Origin of the sequence: Neorhizobium sp. SHOUNA12A, from assembly GCF_023006505.1 — a bacterium.
Taxonomy (GTDB): domain Bacteria; phylum Pseudomonadota; class Alphaproteobacteria; order Rhizobiales; family Rhizobiaceae; genus Neorhizobium.
The window spans coordinates 67169-82821 of the sequence record NZ_JALBGV010000005.1 but is presented as its reverse complement, the minus strand read 5'-3'; the positions used below and the strand labels follow the sequence as shown (position 1 = coordinate 82821).

Here is a 15653-nt window from a genome sequence, read left to right as displayed (position 1 = left end):
GGTCGAGCTTGCGGGCAAGATCAAGGCGGCCGGCGGCCGATCTCAGCCGCGGCCGGCGTAGGGCATGCCGTTTGCCATCACCGTCATGAACAGGACATTGGCCTCCAAAGGCAATCCGTCCATATAGAGCACCGCATCGGCCACGTGTTTCGGGTCCATGACCGGCTCCACGGCAGTCGTCAGATCGGCTTGCAGCGCGCCTTCCTTCATTCGCACCGTCATCGGCGTGTCGGCATTGCCGATATCCACCTGACCGCAGACGATGTTCAGCGGCCGCCCGTCGAGCGCGATCTGACGGGTCAGACCGGTAATGGCGTGTTTGGTGGCGGTATAGGCGGCTTGGTACGGGCGCGGCACATGGGCCGAAATCGAGCCGTTGTTGATGATCCGCCCTCCGCCGGGGTTCTGCCGCCGCATCATCCCGAAGGCCGCCCGGGCGCAATAGAAGGCGCCATTGAGGTTGAGGTCGATGACGGCGCGCCAGGTTTCAAGCGGCAATTCGTCGATCGGAACGGCCGGCGTGCCGCGGCCGGCATTGTTGAACAGAAGATCGAGACGGCCATAGGCCTCCTGCGTCGCCGCAAACAAGGCGTCGACGGCTGCCGGATCGGTGACGTCCGTCGGCACCACCAGCGACTTCCCGCCGGCCAGTTCCGCCGTGCCCTGCAGCTCGCTCTCGCGCCGGCCGGCAAGCACAGTCCTATAACCTGCGTTCAAAAGCCCGATGGCGACGGCCCTGCCAACGCCCGAGCCAGCGCCGGTTACGATCGCTACTTTCGACATGTCCACTCCTCCTTGTCCGTTTCGCCGCATCTTATAGTCGGCGATCGGCATGGCCGTCGAGTGGGCAGGCCTGCGAGAGCGAACATCGCTTTCAGGATTTTTTGGTCACGGTCACCGTGCCGGCATCGGCATCGACCACTACCCAGTCGCCGGTCTCGATCACCGAAAGCGGGTCCTGGTCGAGCTCGGTGATCGCCGGAACGCGGGTGACGACGGCGCCGAGGGCGATTTTGGTGGTCATCCGCGTAAAGATCATCGCCGCCGGCTGGACGCCGTTCAGCCGTGTCATATGGAAATAGGCCGACCAGCCGGACGAGCCTTTCGCGCCCGGAAAAACCAGAATCTTGCCGGCGAAGGAGACGCCGCGCATCTCATGCCGACGCTCGATGACCGTGCCGGTGCGCTCGTTGATGCCACCCCAGCCGGAGATCGTCTCGGTCGTGACAAGCGCCTCGCCCTCGGCGCGGCCGGCCACCACCTTGCGGCCCTTGAGTTCGATGGTTCCAGGTTTTGCTTCTGTTACGATATCCATCAGACCCTCCCGTTCCACTCACCCGTCAAGGCGGCATCGACGCAATCGCTGACCGAGCCGAACCAGCCCTGCACGCCGGTGATCGCCGGCAGGTAGTGCGCCTGCTTGGCCGAATCGGTGGCGATGACCTTGGTCCCAGCCGGCAGCCGGCGGGAAATGGCGGGACAGGTGTCGCTCATGACGACCCCGCCGGCTTCGCGGATGACGTCGATATAGCCGTTGCGCTCGGCGACCTGCTTGATTGCACGCGGCGTGTGCACCCAGAGCTGCACATCCGAATGGATCTTTTTATTCTCCAGCATGTGGGCGATCAGCGCCATCTGGTCGATGGAATTGTGCGGACAGCCGAGCATGATGAAATCGACCTTTTTCTCGGTCGAGCTCTGCAGCTTCTCATAGGTTTCGCGCCGTTCCTTGGCGCCGTAGCGGAACGTGCCCTTGACCTTGCGACCGCCGAAGGCTTCCTCGATCGAATCCGCTTCCGGCGTGATGCCCGGAATATGGTACATCTCGACCCCGCCGGAGGACGCTGCGGCGGCTCCAAAATGCTTGAGCTTGATGAGGTCGGGCTGGCGGCCGGTGCCGTTCAGCACCGGGATCTCCTCGCCGATCACTTCGCCGATGTAATAACCGAGCAGGCCCCAATCCATCATGTCGTCGACCTCGACATCGAGCTCGACCAGATGGGTGCCGCGGCGGTTTTCGGTAATGTGGAAACCCCAATAGGGTATGCGGCCCGTCAGCGCCGCAGCCCCGGTACTTTCCTTGCCCTCGACATTGGTGCGGGCGCCGAGAACCGAATTGCAGTAGATGACGGCCGATGATTCCATCCAGGCGCAGTGTTCGCCCTTCACAGGCACGTTGCCCACCTGATAGGGCGTGCAGGTGGCGAACATGTTGACGCCGCGGCGCCCCAGGTACTTCTCATTGGCGCGCTGCATGTCCACCAGCGCCTTGTCGACGCCCTGCAGTTCCCAATTGTCGTTGTCGATGCCGGTGATCAGCTGACAGGTATGCGCCACCATATGCGGCACCTCGACGACTTCGTCGCTGTCGAGGTTGAGCTCTGAATAGACGTGTTCCATGCCCTTTTCGGCAATCGCCTGCACCGAGGGGGTCGAGGCGTTGAAGGCGCCGGCGACATTGTTGGTCTCGACCAGCCGCTCGGCCCCGAGCGCTTCGCCGTAACGAACCAGCAGGTCCATGGCGCGTGCCTTGGCGCGCCCGTGCTCGCCGTCATACATGGCCTTTTCGTGATCCGTCAGGTTCATCGCATCCTCCTCACGATGCGGCGCGCATTTTCGCGTCGGCCCACCGATAATGCTTCTTTTCGACGTTGTCGGAAACCCGCTCGCGCAGCGCATCGCGATCGATCTGGTGCACGCTGCCGGTTCCGGCAAGGTCGAGCGCGTTGGCGGCGGCCATGCCCATGGCGATGCACGGGCCCATGACGCGGATGCTCGACAGGGCCGCGGAATCCGCATCGACGCAGCGGCCGGCGGCGGCGATGTTGTCGCATTCGTCCGGCGTCAGGCTGCCAAGCGGAATGTAGTGGGCATGCTCTTCGTCGAAAGTGATCCAGTGATGGCCGTCGCCGTGGTCATGCAGCTCGATCGGCCAGGCGGTGCGGGCAACCGCGTCATCGAACTTGGTGCCGGCCTTGATCTCGTCGACCGTCAGGTGATGGCTGCCGGCGATCCAGCGGGTCTGGCGGATGCCCGGCAGACCGAAGGAGCGGATACGGGCATTGCCGAAGCATTCCGGGAATTCCGCCTTCAGGAACTCCACGGCGCGAGCCGCCTGGTCCTTGCCTTCCAGCGCCTTCCTGGAAGCCTCGACCGGATCGAGCGGCGTTTCCACATGGGTCATGTTCATGGCGGCAATGCCGCGGCCGGGAATGGTGAAGCCGAGGCCTTCTCGGCGCAGCAGGCCATAGCTCGCGGCCTTCTCCTTCATCCGGTCGCCGATCTCGTAGCGGGTCGGCTGCCTGGCTTCGTCGATGTTTTCCAGCACGACCATCTGGGTGCCGAAAACGCCGCCCTTTTCCGGCTGACGGCAGGCAAAACCGGCCTGCCAGACGAGCGCAGCGTCGCCGCTCGCCTCCACCCAGCCCGTCGCCTCGATCGAGACGCCGCCGTAACGGGTCATGAAATCGGTCTGGACGACGCGCCGGCCTTCGACATGCACGTCGAGGATCTGCGCGCCGAGCACGACCTCGATACCGGCGTCCAGAATGCTACTCTCCATCCAGCGGCCGAGGACGACTTCGTCGTAATAGACGACCGTGGTGTTCGGCCCGTGGCGGTAATAGATCGACCGGTCCTGGCTTTCGAGATGGGCGAGCAGCCTGTCGGCGATGCCATAGGTGAACTGGTAGCCATGCGTGCCATTCGAAAACAGGCCGCAGAACGTGGCGATGATCGAGTTGACCGCCTGCCCGCCGAGCGCTGCCTGGCCATCAACGATCACCACCTTGCGACCGAGCTTCGCGGCTTCAAGTGCTGCGGAAATGCCGGCAATGCCGGCGCCGACGACGCAGATATCCGCCTTGAGCTTGCGGAATGGCGCCGACTTCTCGCGCCGGACAATCCGCGTTTCCCTGCTCAGCGTCTCCGCCATCGAACCCTCCCATACAGCCTGCGCCCTCCCGGCGCTCTGGCCATGATCGTAACCCAAGCCGCCTCGCCTTGAACCCGGCAAGTGATGCGATCAGCTTTCTTGTTTCGAGAAAGGTCCCGCTGGATTTCAGCGGTTTGGCGTCAGCGAAACGCAAGCGTGGAGGTGGACAGCTGCGGGTGCGTCCGGATTTCTCCTCAGAACATCGGAATGACCTGATCCGGCACCCCTTCCGAAAACCGCTTCTGCACGTAGGATATGAACTCCGACACCACGACCTTGTTCATCTTGATCCTGGGCACCGACGCCTTGACCCAGAGCGGCTCGACCGGAAACTCCGGCATCACCTCTTCGAGCGCGCCGCTACCGAGATCCGACCGAGCGAGGAACCTCGGCAGGATTGCCAGTCCCAGCCCCTGCCGGGCAGCGGCGAGCAGGACCCGACTATCGTTGGCCGTGAAATTCGAGGTGATCTCCACGTTGATCGTGCTCGTCTCCATCTGGAAGGTCCAGGTCGTGCCGATCGTGTGGAAGGTGATGCATTCGTGGCCGACGAGTTCAGTAGGCGTCTTGGGCCGCTTGCGGCTTGCCAGATAGTCCCGCGATGCGCAGAGGACGCGTGGATAAGGGCAAAGCGGGTGGTCGATCACGTACGCGTAGGATTGAGGCAGCGCGCCGATCGCCACGTCGAACCCCTCCTCGAGCGGATTGACCGAACGATCGATCAGCACGATCTCCATCTTCACCCGCGGATTGGCGGCCTGGAACGCGGCGCAGATATCGCCGAAGAACATCGAGGTCAGCGTCGTCGGCGCCTTGATGCGCAGCGAACCGGTCAGCCCCAGTTCATGGGTATTCGGCGTCGCCAGCGTCTCCTCGATCTCACCGACCAGGAGCTGCAGACGGGGTCTCAGCCGCTCGCCGTCGAGCGTCAGGGCCAGCCGTCTTGTGGTGCGCACGAAAAGCTGGGTGTTCAGATGGTCTTCGAGCCGCTTCACTCGCTTGGTGATGACCGAGGTCGCGACGCCCAAGTCACGGCCAGCGGCGGAAAAACTGCCGGCGCGGGCGGTTGCCAGGAATGCGCCGATATCGAGAAGTATGTTCACTGTCTTTCTCGTTTCGAGAAAAAATCCGAGCCGGTATCACGCGCATATTTTCCGGGGTTCCGCAACTCCGGCCGCGTTCCATATCAGCCGCAACGTGCGTTATGGAAATCGAACTCCGCAACCAGTCTCCGGACCGCACCGGTTTCCGAGATGCGCAATGCCATCCACACCGATACAGCCGACCAGGCAGCCCGCATATAGCTGTCGGCGCGGTAGAGGGCGGCATCCGGATCGCTCTGAAGCGCCATCATGCGCGCGCTCAAGAGTTCGAAACCATCGAGGGCCGCGAGAGCCAGTTCCGAAGCCTGCGGATGTTCGGCGATATAGGCATCGATCTCGTCGCGTGCCCTCTCCAGGAAGAGCGCAACCCCCCTGCCCTCGTCGCGCCAGAGGCGGCGGGTCAAAAAGTCCAGCGCCTGCATGCCCGTCGTACCCTCATAGATGGTCATGATGCGGGCGTCGCGAAGATATTGTTCGAGCGGCCAATCCCGGGTGTAGCCGACGCCGCCAAGCACCTGGATCGCCGCATTCGCTGTCTCGAACCCCGCCGCTGCGCCAAAATTCTTGATCAGCGGCAGCATCCAGCCGGTAAAGTCCTCCAGGCCGGACTCGGGCTCCAGCCGGGCAATATCCATGGTCGTGGCAAGTTCGAGAATGGCGGCGCGCAGGATTTCCGTGGAGCTGCGGATCTCATGCAGTTGGCGCTGCACATCCGGATGGCTCGATATCGGCACCGGCGGCTGGTCCGGCCGTCCGCCCTGACGGCGCTCCTTCGCATAGTCTTCGGCGATATCGGCCGCAGCAGACGCGATGCCCAGCCCCTGGCAGCCGGTGAGCAGCCGCATCAGCTCGATCATGGTGAAAAGCTGCGGCAGGCCTCGCCCTTCGCGGCCGAGCATGATGCCCCGGGCATTGTCGAACCGCATGGCGCAGGTGGGAGAGCCATGCAGGCCCATCTTCTCTTCGATCCGATCGACCGAAACGCCGTTCGGCTGGCCGTCGATGAGATTGGGAACCAGAAACAGGCTGATGCCGCGCGTGCCCGGCTGGTCGTTGGTGCGGGCGAGCAGGCAATGACCTATGCGGTCCGCCATGTCGTGATCTCCGAAGGAGATCCAGATCTTCTGGCCGGTGATCAGCCATTCGCCGTCGCGCAATTCGGCCTTGGTGCGCAGGCGTCCGACATCCGAGCCCGCTTCCGGCTCAGAAATACAGATCGTCGCCGCCCATTCGCCGGCGGTGAGTTTCGGCACCCATTCGTTCGCGGTCGTCTCGTCGGCGGCTTCGGCCAGAAGATGCGCCGCGGCGCGTGTCGAGCCGGCCGCCATCATCAGCGCCACGCAGGCGCGCTCGAACAACGGCGCGCAGGCGGCATGCAATATCAGCGGCACGGCCTGGCCGCCGAATTTCTCGGCCACGTCCATGCCGAGCCAGCCGGCCTCGGCATATTGCCGGAAGGCGTCGGAAAAGCCATCCGGCGTCCTCACCCGGCCGTCGACCATCCTCGCACCGATCCGGTCGCCCACCGCATTCAGCGGCGCCAGCACGCCCTCGGCAAAACTTGCCGCCTCCTCGATAATCGCGGCGACCGTCTCGTCGTCGCAATCCTCACGGAGCTCTTTCAGCCGGTGCCAGCCCGGCGTCAGAGCCAGGATGTCCAGCGTTCGGTCGGCCTGATCCGAAAAAGACATCGGCGGTTACCGCGGCTGCATGCGCAGTGCGCCGTCGAGCCGGATCACTTCGCCGTTGACATACTGGTTCTCGATCACGAACCGCACCGCATCGGCAAACTCGCCGGGGTCGCCGAGCCGGGACGGATAGGGGATAGCGCTGGCAAGACTGTCCTGCGCCTCCTGCGGCAGCTCATGAAGCAGCGGCGTCAGGAAGATGCCGGGTGCTACAGTGTTGACCCTTACGCCGAAGCGGGAGAATTCGCGCGCCGCCGGCAAAGCCAGCGAAACGATGCCGCCCTTGGAGGCCGCATAGGCCGCCTGGCCGATCTGTCCCTCGAAGGCGGCGACCGAGGCGGTGTTGACAATGACGCCACGTGCCTTGTCGTCGCGCTCGGGCAGGCCAGACATGCGATCGGCCGCAAGCCGCATCATGTTGAACGTGCCGATCAGGTTGACACGGATGACCCGCTCGAAATCGGCAAGCGGCATCGGGCCATTTTTGCCGACGATGCGCCCCGCCGTGCCGATACCGGCGCAGTTGACGAGGATGCGCAAGCCGTCACCGGCCTTCGCCGCAACGTCGAGCGCCCGAGCCGCATCGTCCTCGCTGGTCACGTCGCCCGAGAGCGCCACGCCGCCGATCTCGGTCGCGATCTTTTCGGCTGCGGCCTGGTTGCGGTCGAAGACATGCACCACGGCCCCGAGTTTCGCGAGCAGCCGTGCCGTCGCCTCGCCGAGCCCCGATCCACCACCGGTGACGACGGCGCTTGTTCCTTCGATCCTCATGCCGCAAGCTCCTTGCCGACCCGGATGACCCCCGGCGCATCCGCATACAGTTCCTCGACGAGATCGCCGCGATGGGCGAGCACGGCGCGTTGATTGATCGAGCCCTTGTCGGTCACCTCGCCCTTCTCGAAACGCAACGGCTGGGTCATCAGCATCATGCGCATGACGCGCGTTGCCGAACCGCTCGACTGGCGCTGATGGTCCTTCAGCCGCTCGATGATCGCCGCCCTTACCTTCGGATGGGCAACCACCGCCTCGTCGGAAAGGGCAGTGTCGCCGCCGATCAGTTCGCGCAGTGCCGGCATGAAAGGGACCGCCAGCGCCCCGAGCTCGGCCCGGTTCTCGCCGGTGATGACCGCATCGCGGATCAGCCCGCCGAACTGGTTTACCAACTGTGCCCGCAGCACGCCGACCGCCACCCAGGTGCCGGTCTGCAGCTTGAAGTTTTCCGCCGTGCGGCCGTCGAAATAGAACCCCTGGCGCGGATCGCCCGGCACGGCGAATTTCACCGCGTCACCGATCCGATAAAAGCCTTCGTCGTCGAAGGCTTCTTTGGTCAGTTTCTCGTTGCGCCAGTAGCCTGGGGTGACGTTCGGACCCTTGAGGCGCAGTTCGTATTTGTCGTCGATCGGCACCAGTTTCATGGTGACCCCCTGGCCGGGGACGCCGATATTGCCAGGCTTTTCCTGCGGTTCGGTGCAGAAGATCGCGAACGGCGCGGTCTCCGTCGAGCCGATGCCGGTGCCGAGCGGCACCCGTTCGCCAATCGTCATTTCGGAAAGCTCGATCAGCGCATCCCAGGTATGCTGCGCCATGCCGGCGCCGGCATACATCAAGAGCTTCAGGTCCTTGAAGAAGGTCTTGCGAAGCCCCTCGTCCTCGCGCATCGCCTGGATCAGCATTTCATAGCCGGCCGGCACGTTGAAATACCAGGTCGGCGAGATTTCCCTCAGGTTGGCGATCGTCTGGGCCATCAGCGCCGGGCTCGGCTTGCCGCGGTCGATATAATAGGTGCCACCGTTATAGATGGCGATGTTGAACACCTTGTTGCCGCTGGCGGTATGGTTCCAGGGCGCCCAATCGACCAGAACCGGCGGCTCGTCGCGGAAATAGGAATAGCAGTCGGTGACCATTTCCTGGTTGGAGCAGAGCATGCGCTGGGTCTGGATCACCGCCTTGGGCGAGCCGGTCGTGCCCGAGGTGAACAGGAATTTCGCAACCGTATCCGGCCCGACTGCGTCAAAAGCCTTGTCCACGGCCACTGTCGGCTCGGTCTTGAGGATGTCGTCGAGGAGATAAGTGCAGGACCGGCCCTCGGGCAGGTTACGCATCCCCGCAAACGGAATATCCGCCCCGAAAGCCGTATCGACCGCGTTGCGGAAAGCAGCCGCGTCGTCGGCGAAGATCAGGCCGGGGGTGATCTGCCTGGCGATGTCGTGCAGCTTGGAAAAGTCCGAGGAGATGGTCGCATAGGCGGGTGCAATCGCCGCCGACGGGATGCCCACATGCTGGGCGCCGAGCGCCATCAGCGCATGTTCGATCGAGTTTTCCGAAAGGATGACGAGCGGATTTTCGGCCGAGAGCTTCATGTCCAGCAGGAACTGACCGATGCGCCGCACGTGATCCAGCGCCTCAGCAAAACTCACCCTGCGCCACTCGGCCGTCCCTTCGCGATCCGCCATCCAGGTGCGGTCGGGTGCGGTTTTCGCCCAGTGGACCAGCCGCTCGTTGAGCTTGTCGGGATAAGGTCCGAGCGGATCCTCACGCCAGACCACGAACTCGCCGTTCGGCCGTTCTTCCCAGCCGACCACAGGCGACCACAGCTTCACGTCACGCACAGGTTTTCCGCTCATGACTTCTCCTCCCAGACGTCAATGCTCCCTATCGGGCTCCCAAAATTTGTTTACAAAGAAACAATCTCCCTGTAAACGATCAAAAACTGATGACGGGCTGGGGAGCGTCCGTTGCTGGAGGAGAATGCATAAAATGGCCGATCATACGGCAACCAGCTTCGTGACCTATGAGCTCAAGGGCAATGTTGCCCATATAGGTCTCAATCGTCCGGAAAAGCGCAATGCGATCAGCGACCGTTTCGTCGAAACGATCGCCGAGACCGTGGCGCGCGCCGAAAGCGAGGCGAAAGCCGTCGTGCTGTTCGGCCATGGCGATCACTTCTGCGCCGGGCTCGACCTTGCCGAACACGTCAAGAAAACGCCGATCGAAGGCGTGCGCGGTTCGCGCCGCTGGCATGCGGTGTTTGCCGGCATCGAACATGGCACGATCCCGTGGATTTCAGCCCTGCACGGGGCGGTGGTCGGCGGTGGCCTCGAACTGGCGTCCGCCACCCATATCCGGGTTGCGGACAAGTCCGCCTTTTTCGCCCTGCCGGAAGGCCAGCGCGGCATCTTCGTCGGCGGCGGTGGTTCGGTTCGGGCCGCCCGGCTGATGGGCGTCGCCCGCATGACCGACATGATGCTGACCGGCCGCGTCGCTTCGGCGGAAGAGGCGGAGCGCTGGAACCTGGCGCAATACGTCGTCGAAAAGGGCATGGCCCGGCAGAAGGCGCATGAGCTTGCAGAAGCCGCCGCCAGCAACGCCGAAATTTCCAACTACGCGGTGCTCAACGCATTGCCGCGCATCCAGGACATGGCCAAGGAAGACGGGCTTTTCGTCGAATCCTTCATCGCCTCCTTCACCGCTACCAGCCCGGAGGCCGAAGAGCGTCTGCGCGCCTTCCTGGAAAAACGCGCCGCGCGGCTGAAGGCGCCGGGCTCGGCATAAGGGGGAACGCCCATGGACATGCCGATCCGCACCGCAGACGAGGTCGAACTCGACCGGCTCAATTCGGCGCTCGGTTTCCTGATGCGGCTGGCGCAGCTCAAGATCTACGAGCGTTTTTTCGAAGAGGTCGGCGAGCATAATCTGAAGCCGGGGGAATTCTCCGTGCTTTGGGTCATTCTCCACAATCCCGGTATCCGCCAGAGCGTGCTCGGCCAACGGCTGATGATCAAGCGCGCTCATATGACCAAGCTGATCCGGGCGCTGGAGGACCAGAACCTCGTTTCGCGGAAGGTGCCGGATGGAGATCGCCGCGCCGTGGAGATCACGCTGACGCCGGAAGCGGTGACAAGGGTGAAGCAGGCGAGCCAATGGTTCTTCACCTACGAAGAGTCGGTCGGCGCCAACCTTACCGGTGACGAGCGCCAACAACTGACGTCCCTGCTGCGGAAATTCGTAGGCCTGGGCTGAATTTAAGGATCGGGAGGAGCGAACCTTGAACATCGACGAGCTGATCGCCATCGACGTCCACACCCATGCGGAAGAGCCCTGCTGCGGCCCGCGCGACGACGGCTATGACCAATTCCAGGCCGGCATGGCCAAATATTTCAAGAACCCGGCCGGCCACAAGGGCATGCTGCCGACGGTGAACGAGACTGCCGTCTATTACCGCGAACGCAAGATCGGCTGCGTGATCTTTCCGGTCGATGCCGAGCGCGAGACCGGTTTCCGGCGTTACAACAACGAAGAAGTGGCGATGATCGCTGCCGAAAACAGCGACATCATGATCCCGTTCGCGTCGATCGACCCCGCCAAGGGCAAGATGGGCGCCCGCGAGGCGCGCCGGCTGGTGCGGGAATTCGGCGTCAAGGGTTTCAAGTTCCACCCGACCATGCAGGCCTTCTATCCGAACGACCGGATGGCCTACCCGCTCTACGAGGCGATTGCCGAAGAGGGTGCGATCACGCTGTTCCATACGGGCCAGACGGGCGTCGGCGCCGGCATGCGCGGCGGCATGAACATGCGGCTCAAATATTCCAACCCGATCTATCTGGACGACGTGGCGGCGGATTTTCCCGACATGCCGATTATTCTCGCGCACCCCTCCTTCCCCTGGCAGGAAGAGGCGCTTTCGGTCGCGACCCACAAGCCGAACGTCTATATCGACATGTCCGGCTGGTCGCCGAAATATTTTCCGGCGATCCTGGTGCAGTACGCCAACTCGATCCTGAAGCACAAAATGCTGTTCGGCTCGGACTGGCCGGCGATCACCCCGGACCGCTGGATGGCGGATTTTGCCGCAATCTCGATCAAGGACGAGGTGCGGCCGCTGATCCTCAAGGAAAACGCCCGCAAGCTGTTGAAGCTTTAAACCGGGACGAAACTCTTTCGCACGACCAGTTCGGGGATCACCCGCTCGTAGCCCGGCGAAGCGTCCGGGTTTCCGAGGCGCCGTTCCAGAAGCTCGACGGCCCGCAGCGCCATGGTGACCGGGTCCTGGCGGAAGGTGGTGAGGCTGTAGCTCAGCCAGGCCGCTTCCGGCACGTCGTCGAAACCGATCACCGCAACGTTTTCCGGGACGCGCAGTTTCTTCTCGATGCGAATGAAATCCATCAGTCCGAAGGCAATCTGGTCGTTGGCGCAGAACACCGCATCCGGGCTTTCATCACCGGCAAACAGCTCGCGGGCGGCGGCTATGCCGCTGTCATAGTCGGAATCAGGCCCCCCGGCGGACTGGACTTCGGCGCCGAGCGACCGCGCCGCCGCCGTGAAGGCATTTTCGCGTTCGACGATGCTCGGCGTCCCCGATTGCGAACCGACGACGGCGAGGTGCCGACGGCCGGCATCGAAAAAGGCATTGGCAGCCTTGCGGGAGGCCTCGGAATTGCCGGCGCGGACATGATCGGCATCCGGTTCCGAACGGCCGATCACCACCAGCGGCTGGCCATTGCGCTGGGCGAGTTCGAAAAAGCTTGCGGGCGGCGAACCGGAGAGGATGATGGTCGCCTCGGCGCGGTGGCCGATCAGCATTTTCTGGGCAGCCAGCAATTCCTCTTCCGCCTGTCCGGTATTGATGAGGATCGGGATGCTGCCACGCTGGATCAGCGCTTTGGCCAAAGCCGCGGTCAGATGGGCGCGAAAGCCGAGTTCCGGCTTGGTGGCGACGATGCCGACAAGGCGGCTCTGGTTGGCGAGCACGCCGCGGGCGAGGTCGTTGACATGATAGCCAAGCTCTTCCGCCGCCCGCAGCACCTTTTCCCGCGTTGCCGGCGCGACGCTGGCGCCCGGCGTAAACGTGCGGGAAACCGCCGAGCGGGAGACGCCGGCAAGTTGCGCCACCTGTTCGGCGCTGACGAAACGCATCCGTTTTTCGTCCTTCATGCTTTCCTCAATGCCCCACGCGCGAAAGGACGTCCGCCTTCAGGAATCGCTCGACGATCAACATGAACACCAGAGAGGGAACGAGCAGCAAGAGGGCCGTGATCGATGCTATCTGATAATTTCCGCCGGCGGCGGTCGTATAGAGCAATAGCGGCAGCATGTTCACATCAGGCGCGCCGACGAAATAGCTGCCGGTGAACTCGTCAAGCGATTCCAGGAACACGAAGATGGCGCTCGCCATCAGGCCGGGTGCTGCGAGCGGCAGGGTCACGTCGAGGAAAGCCCGGAAGGCTCCGGCGCCGATATTGCGCGCCGCCTGTTCGAGCTCCGCGTCGATCGCCGAAAAGGCGGCCGTCGCGATCCACACCGCATAAACGAGGCCGTGCGAGACATGCACCAGCACGACGCCGGGAATCGTGCCGTTGAGCCTGATCTCGTAGAAGATGCGGGCGACGTTGACGTAGACCGTTAGGTTCGGAAAGGCCTGCGGAATGAGGAAGGCGAGCAGGATGAGGCCGCGGAACGGCAGTTTCAACCGCGCCAGAGCGTAGCCGGCCGGGATCGCCAACAAGAGCGACACGACAACGGTCAGCAGGGCCACGACCAGCGAATTGGTGAGCGATTCCATCGCCCCGCCGCGCGGTGCAAACACCCGCGCCCAGGAACTGAAGCCGTATTCCAGCGGCAGGCTGTAGGGGAAATACCACTTCTCAGCCACCGTCCAGATCAGCAGGTTGAAGAGCGGCCCGAAGATGAAGAAGGCCATCGGCCCGAAGATGATGCCGCGCGGCACCCACCAGAGGGCCGCGAGAGGATTGCGGGCGGCGGGATTATGGGCGGCTGTCATGCGCGCTCCTTGAGGCTGGCGCGCAGGTAGATCCATGCGACGGAGGCGGCGAGCACGAGCGAGATCAGGCCGAGCGCATTGGCGACGCCGTAATCCCCGTAGGAATTGACCCGGAAGGCGATATCGGCGGTCAGCATGGTCGGCGACTGGGCGTTGATCATCAGCGGCACCGAGAGAACCGACATCATGGTGATGAAGGAGAGGATGAGGCCGACCGTCAGCGTCATCGCCACCTGCGGCACGACGATCTCGACGAGGAGCCGCAGCCGCGAAGCGCCGAGATTGCGGGCTGCCTCGATCGTATCGCGGTTGATGGAGGCCATGGCACCGGCGACGAGCAGCGCCACGAACGGTGTCTGCTTCCAGACGAAGGCGATGACGATGCCGCGCCAGTCGAGGAAGCTCACCGCATCGAGCGGCGTCATGAGACCAAGGTTGATGAAAGTGTTGTTCATCATGCCGTTCTTGGACAGGAACGTGCGTAGAATCTGGCCGACGACGATGAAGGGAATGAACATCGGCCAGCGGTAGAGCCAGCGCAGGATCGCCACCGCGACCGGATGTTCGCCGAGCGTCAGATACCCCCCGATCGCGATCGAGGCGATGCCGATCAGCACCGTCGATAGGCTGACGATCACGACGGTGAAAATGATGTCCTTGGTATAGAGGTCGAAGGTCTTGGTGAAATTACCCCAGCCGAATGCCCCCTCCACCTGAAAGGCGCCGACCGCCGACATGATCAGCGGCAGGATGAAAAGGAAGGCGATCACCGCGAGTGCCGGCAGCACGAGGAGGAGACCGAGGAGGCGTTTTGGCATGGGGTTCACGCTCGCTGAAGTTTGCCCCTCACCCTAACCCTCTCCCCGCATGCGGGGAGAGGGAACGTGCCCCACCCGACCGTCAATCGGGCGGAGAGGGCGCGGCATTGGTCCTTCTCCCCGCGAGCGGGGAGAAGGTGCCGGCAGGCGGATGAGGGGCAGACGCTGACTGTTTACTTCACAGACTTCTCATAAGCTTCGAGGATCGCGGTGTTGTAGGGCGCGATCGGGAAGGGCTTGCCCTTGGCAGCAAGGTCGGCCGGCGAGATATCGACGAATAGCTTGTTCCAGGTGGCGTCGTCGAGTTCGACCTTTACCTTGTCCGCGTCGATTCCCGGATACCAGTTGAAGCGCTTGACGATGCCTTCGGCCTGGACCTTCGGGCTGGTGGCAAGCGCGATGAACTTCTCGGCCAGCGCCTTGTGGGCTGCCTTTTCCGGCAGGACATAGTGCATCGGCTGACCCGGCATGCCCGGCGCCGGCAGAACGAGTTTCATCGTCGGCGGCAGCTGGCCGTTGGCCTGCCAGGAGTAGAACATGTCGACCCAGACCGGGCCCATGGCGATTTCGCCGCGCGACAGGAGGTCGAGCGTGCCGGCATTGCCGGGCGTCAGCGTGGCATTGGTGGTGAAGTCGGCGAGGCTCTTGAAGGCCGCATCCCACTTCTTGGTTTCCTCTTCCTTGAACGGGCCGTTCATCAGGGTGTTGGCATCACCACCGCCGAAGGCGTAGATCCAGCCCATGACGAACGAAACGCCGGAAGCGCCGCCCTTGATGCCGTTATAACCGAACTGCTTCGGATGGGCTTTGGCCCAGTCTGCGAGTTCTGCGTAGGACTTCGGCGGGTTCGGTACGAGCGCAGGGTTGTAGGCGATCGCGGTCTGGCTGTTGAACATCGGCATGACATAACCGTCGACATTGGTGCCGAGCGCCATCTTGGCGTTGTCGCGCGAGACGAGCTTGCCGGTGTCGATGTCGCCGCGATACTTGTCGAGATAGCTCTTGGTCACCATCGGGCCGACGAATTTTTCGTGGACGACGGCAACGTCGACGTCCCACTTATCGGACTTGGCGGCAGACTGGGCGTCGAAACGCTCCAGGATCTTCTGCGAACCTGCGTCGCCAGGACCGGTGCCGACGGCGCGAACCGTGTTGCCCGGATAGGTCTTCTCGAAAAGCGGTCCGAGATACTGGTTGATGTAATCGACCATGTTCTGGTCGCCGGCAGTCGCAACCGTCAGCTCTTCGGCATGAACCGGAAGGGCTGCGAAAACGACGGCGAAGGCTGCGTAGGACATCTTGTTCATGAGTGCTTCTCCGTGAGTTGAAAAG

The 15653-nt window shown here is 63.2% G+C and carries 15 protein-coding genes; 3 read left to right on the top strand and 12 right to left on the bottom strand.

Translation table 11 applies throughout. The annotated features are described in order from the left end of the window. Nucleotides 1–42: 42 nt before the first annotated feature. The 8 genes from MOV63_RS04055 to MOV63_RS04020 all read right to left on the bottom strand — a co-directional run bounded on the left by MOV63_RS04055 (nucleotide 43) and on the right by MOV63_RS04020 (nucleotide 9349). Nucleotides 43–783, bottom strand: a complete 741-nt coding sequence (locus MOV63_RS04055) for an SDR family oxidoreductase (protein ID WP_151045538.1) — start codon at nucleotides 781–783, stop codon at nucleotides 43–45. A gap of 91 nt (nucleotides 784–874) precedes the next feature. Next, a complete protein-coding gene (locus MOV63_RS04050) occupies nucleotides 875–1315 on the bottom strand; it encodes an aconitase X swivel domain-containing protein (RefSeq protein WP_247031871.1) in 441 nt (146 codons plus the stop codon). Continuing rightward, complete coding sequence (locus MOV63_RS04045) at nucleotides 1315–2586, bottom strand: aconitase X catalytic domain-containing protein (protein ID WP_247031869.1); 1272 nt, start codon at nucleotides 2584–2586, stop codon at nucleotides 1315–1317. Before MOV63_RS04045 ends, MOV63_RS04050 begins: the two co-directional genes overlap by 1 nt. 10 nt (nucleotides 2587–2596) lie before the next feature. Further along, nucleotides 2597–3934, bottom strand: coding sequence for an FAD-dependent oxidoreductase (locus MOV63_RS04040; protein ID WP_247031867.1), 1338 nt, complete (start codon nucleotides 3932–3934; stop codon nucleotides 2597–2599). 194 nt (nucleotides 3935–4128) lie between these two features. Further along, complete coding sequence (locus tag MOV63_RS04035) at nucleotides 4129–5037, bottom strand: LysR family transcriptional regulator (RefSeq protein WP_247031866.1); 909 nt, start codon at nucleotides 5035–5037, stop codon at nucleotides 4129–4131. A gap of 83 nt (nucleotides 5038–5120) precedes the next feature. Beyond that, nucleotides 5121–6728: an acyl-CoA dehydrogenase family protein gene (locus tag MOV63_RS04030; RefSeq protein WP_247031864.1), complete on the bottom strand. Its 1608-nt coding sequence runs from the start codon at nucleotides 6726–6728 to the stop codon at nucleotides 5121–5123. A 6-nt stretch (nucleotides 6729–6734) separates the two neighbouring features. Beyond that, the gene (locus tag MOV63_RS04025) at nucleotides 6735–7496 is read right to left on the bottom strand and encodes an SDR family NAD(P)-dependent oxidoreductase (protein WP_247031862.1); all 762 of its coding nucleotides are present in this window, start codon (nucleotides 7494–7496) and stop codon (nucleotides 6735–6737) included. After that, the gene (locus MOV63_RS04020; RefSeq protein WP_247031860.1) at nucleotides 7493–9349 is read right to left on the bottom strand and encodes a feruloyl-CoA synthase; all 1857 of its coding nucleotides are present in this window, start codon (nucleotides 9347–9349) and stop codon (nucleotides 7493–7495) included. Before MOV63_RS04020 ends, MOV63_RS04025 begins: the two co-directional genes overlap by 4 nt. Nucleotides 9350–9482: 133 nt before the next feature. On the opposite strand from MOV63_RS04020, the gene MOV63_RS04015 reads away from it, so the two are divergent. From MOV63_RS04015 to MOV63_RS04005, 3 genes are read left to right on the top strand one after another with little or no spacing between them, the layout of a single operon-like run. Further along, on the top strand, nucleotides 9483–10277 hold the full coding sequence (locus MOV63_RS04015; protein ID WP_038547642.1) for a crotonase/enoyl-CoA hydratase family protein: 795 nt from the start codon (nucleotides 9483–9485) through the stop codon (nucleotides 10275–10277). Nucleotides 10278–10289: 12 nt separating this feature from the next. Continuing rightward, the gene (locus MOV63_RS04010; RefSeq protein ID WP_038547639.1) at nucleotides 10290–10745 is read left to right on the top strand and encodes a MarR family winged helix-turn-helix transcriptional regulator; all 456 of its coding nucleotides are present in this window, start codon (nucleotides 10290–10292) and stop codon (nucleotides 10743–10745) included. A gap of 25 nt (nucleotides 10746–10770) precedes the next feature. Next, nucleotides 10771–11646: an amidohydrolase family protein gene (locus MOV63_RS04005; protein ID WP_038547636.1), complete on the top strand. Its 876-nt coding sequence runs from the start codon at nucleotides 10771–10773 to the stop codon at nucleotides 11644–11646. On the opposite strand, the gene MOV63_RS04000 is transcribed toward MOV63_RS04005, so the two are convergent. The 4 genes from MOV63_RS04000 to MOV63_RS03985 form a co-directional block, all read right to left on the bottom strand. Next, complete coding sequence (locus MOV63_RS04000; protein ID WP_247031859.1) at nucleotides 11643–12656, bottom strand: LacI family DNA-binding transcriptional regulator; 1014 nt, start codon at nucleotides 12654–12656, stop codon at nucleotides 11643–11645. The genes MOV63_RS04005 and MOV63_RS04000 overlap by 4 nt on opposite strands. A gap of 7 nt (nucleotides 12657–12663) precedes the next feature. Next, nucleotides 12664–13503, bottom strand: coding sequence for an ABC transporter permease (locus MOV63_RS03995; RefSeq protein WP_247031857.1), 840 nt, complete (start codon nucleotides 13501–13503; stop codon nucleotides 12664–12666). Continuing rightward, complete coding sequence (locus tag MOV63_RS03990; RefSeq protein WP_247031855.1) at nucleotides 13500–14321, bottom strand: ABC transporter permease; 822 nt, start codon at nucleotides 14319–14321, stop codon at nucleotides 13500–13502. The genes MOV63_RS03995 and MOV63_RS03990 overlap by 4 nt, the downstream gene beginning before the upstream one ends. Before the next feature lie 173 nt (nucleotides 14322–14494). Further along, nucleotides 14495–15628, bottom strand: a complete 1134-nt coding sequence (locus tag MOV63_RS03985) for an extracellular solute-binding protein (RefSeq protein WP_247031853.1) — start codon at nucleotides 15626–15628, stop codon at nucleotides 14495–14497. Nucleotides 15629–15653: the final 25 nt, after the last annotated feature.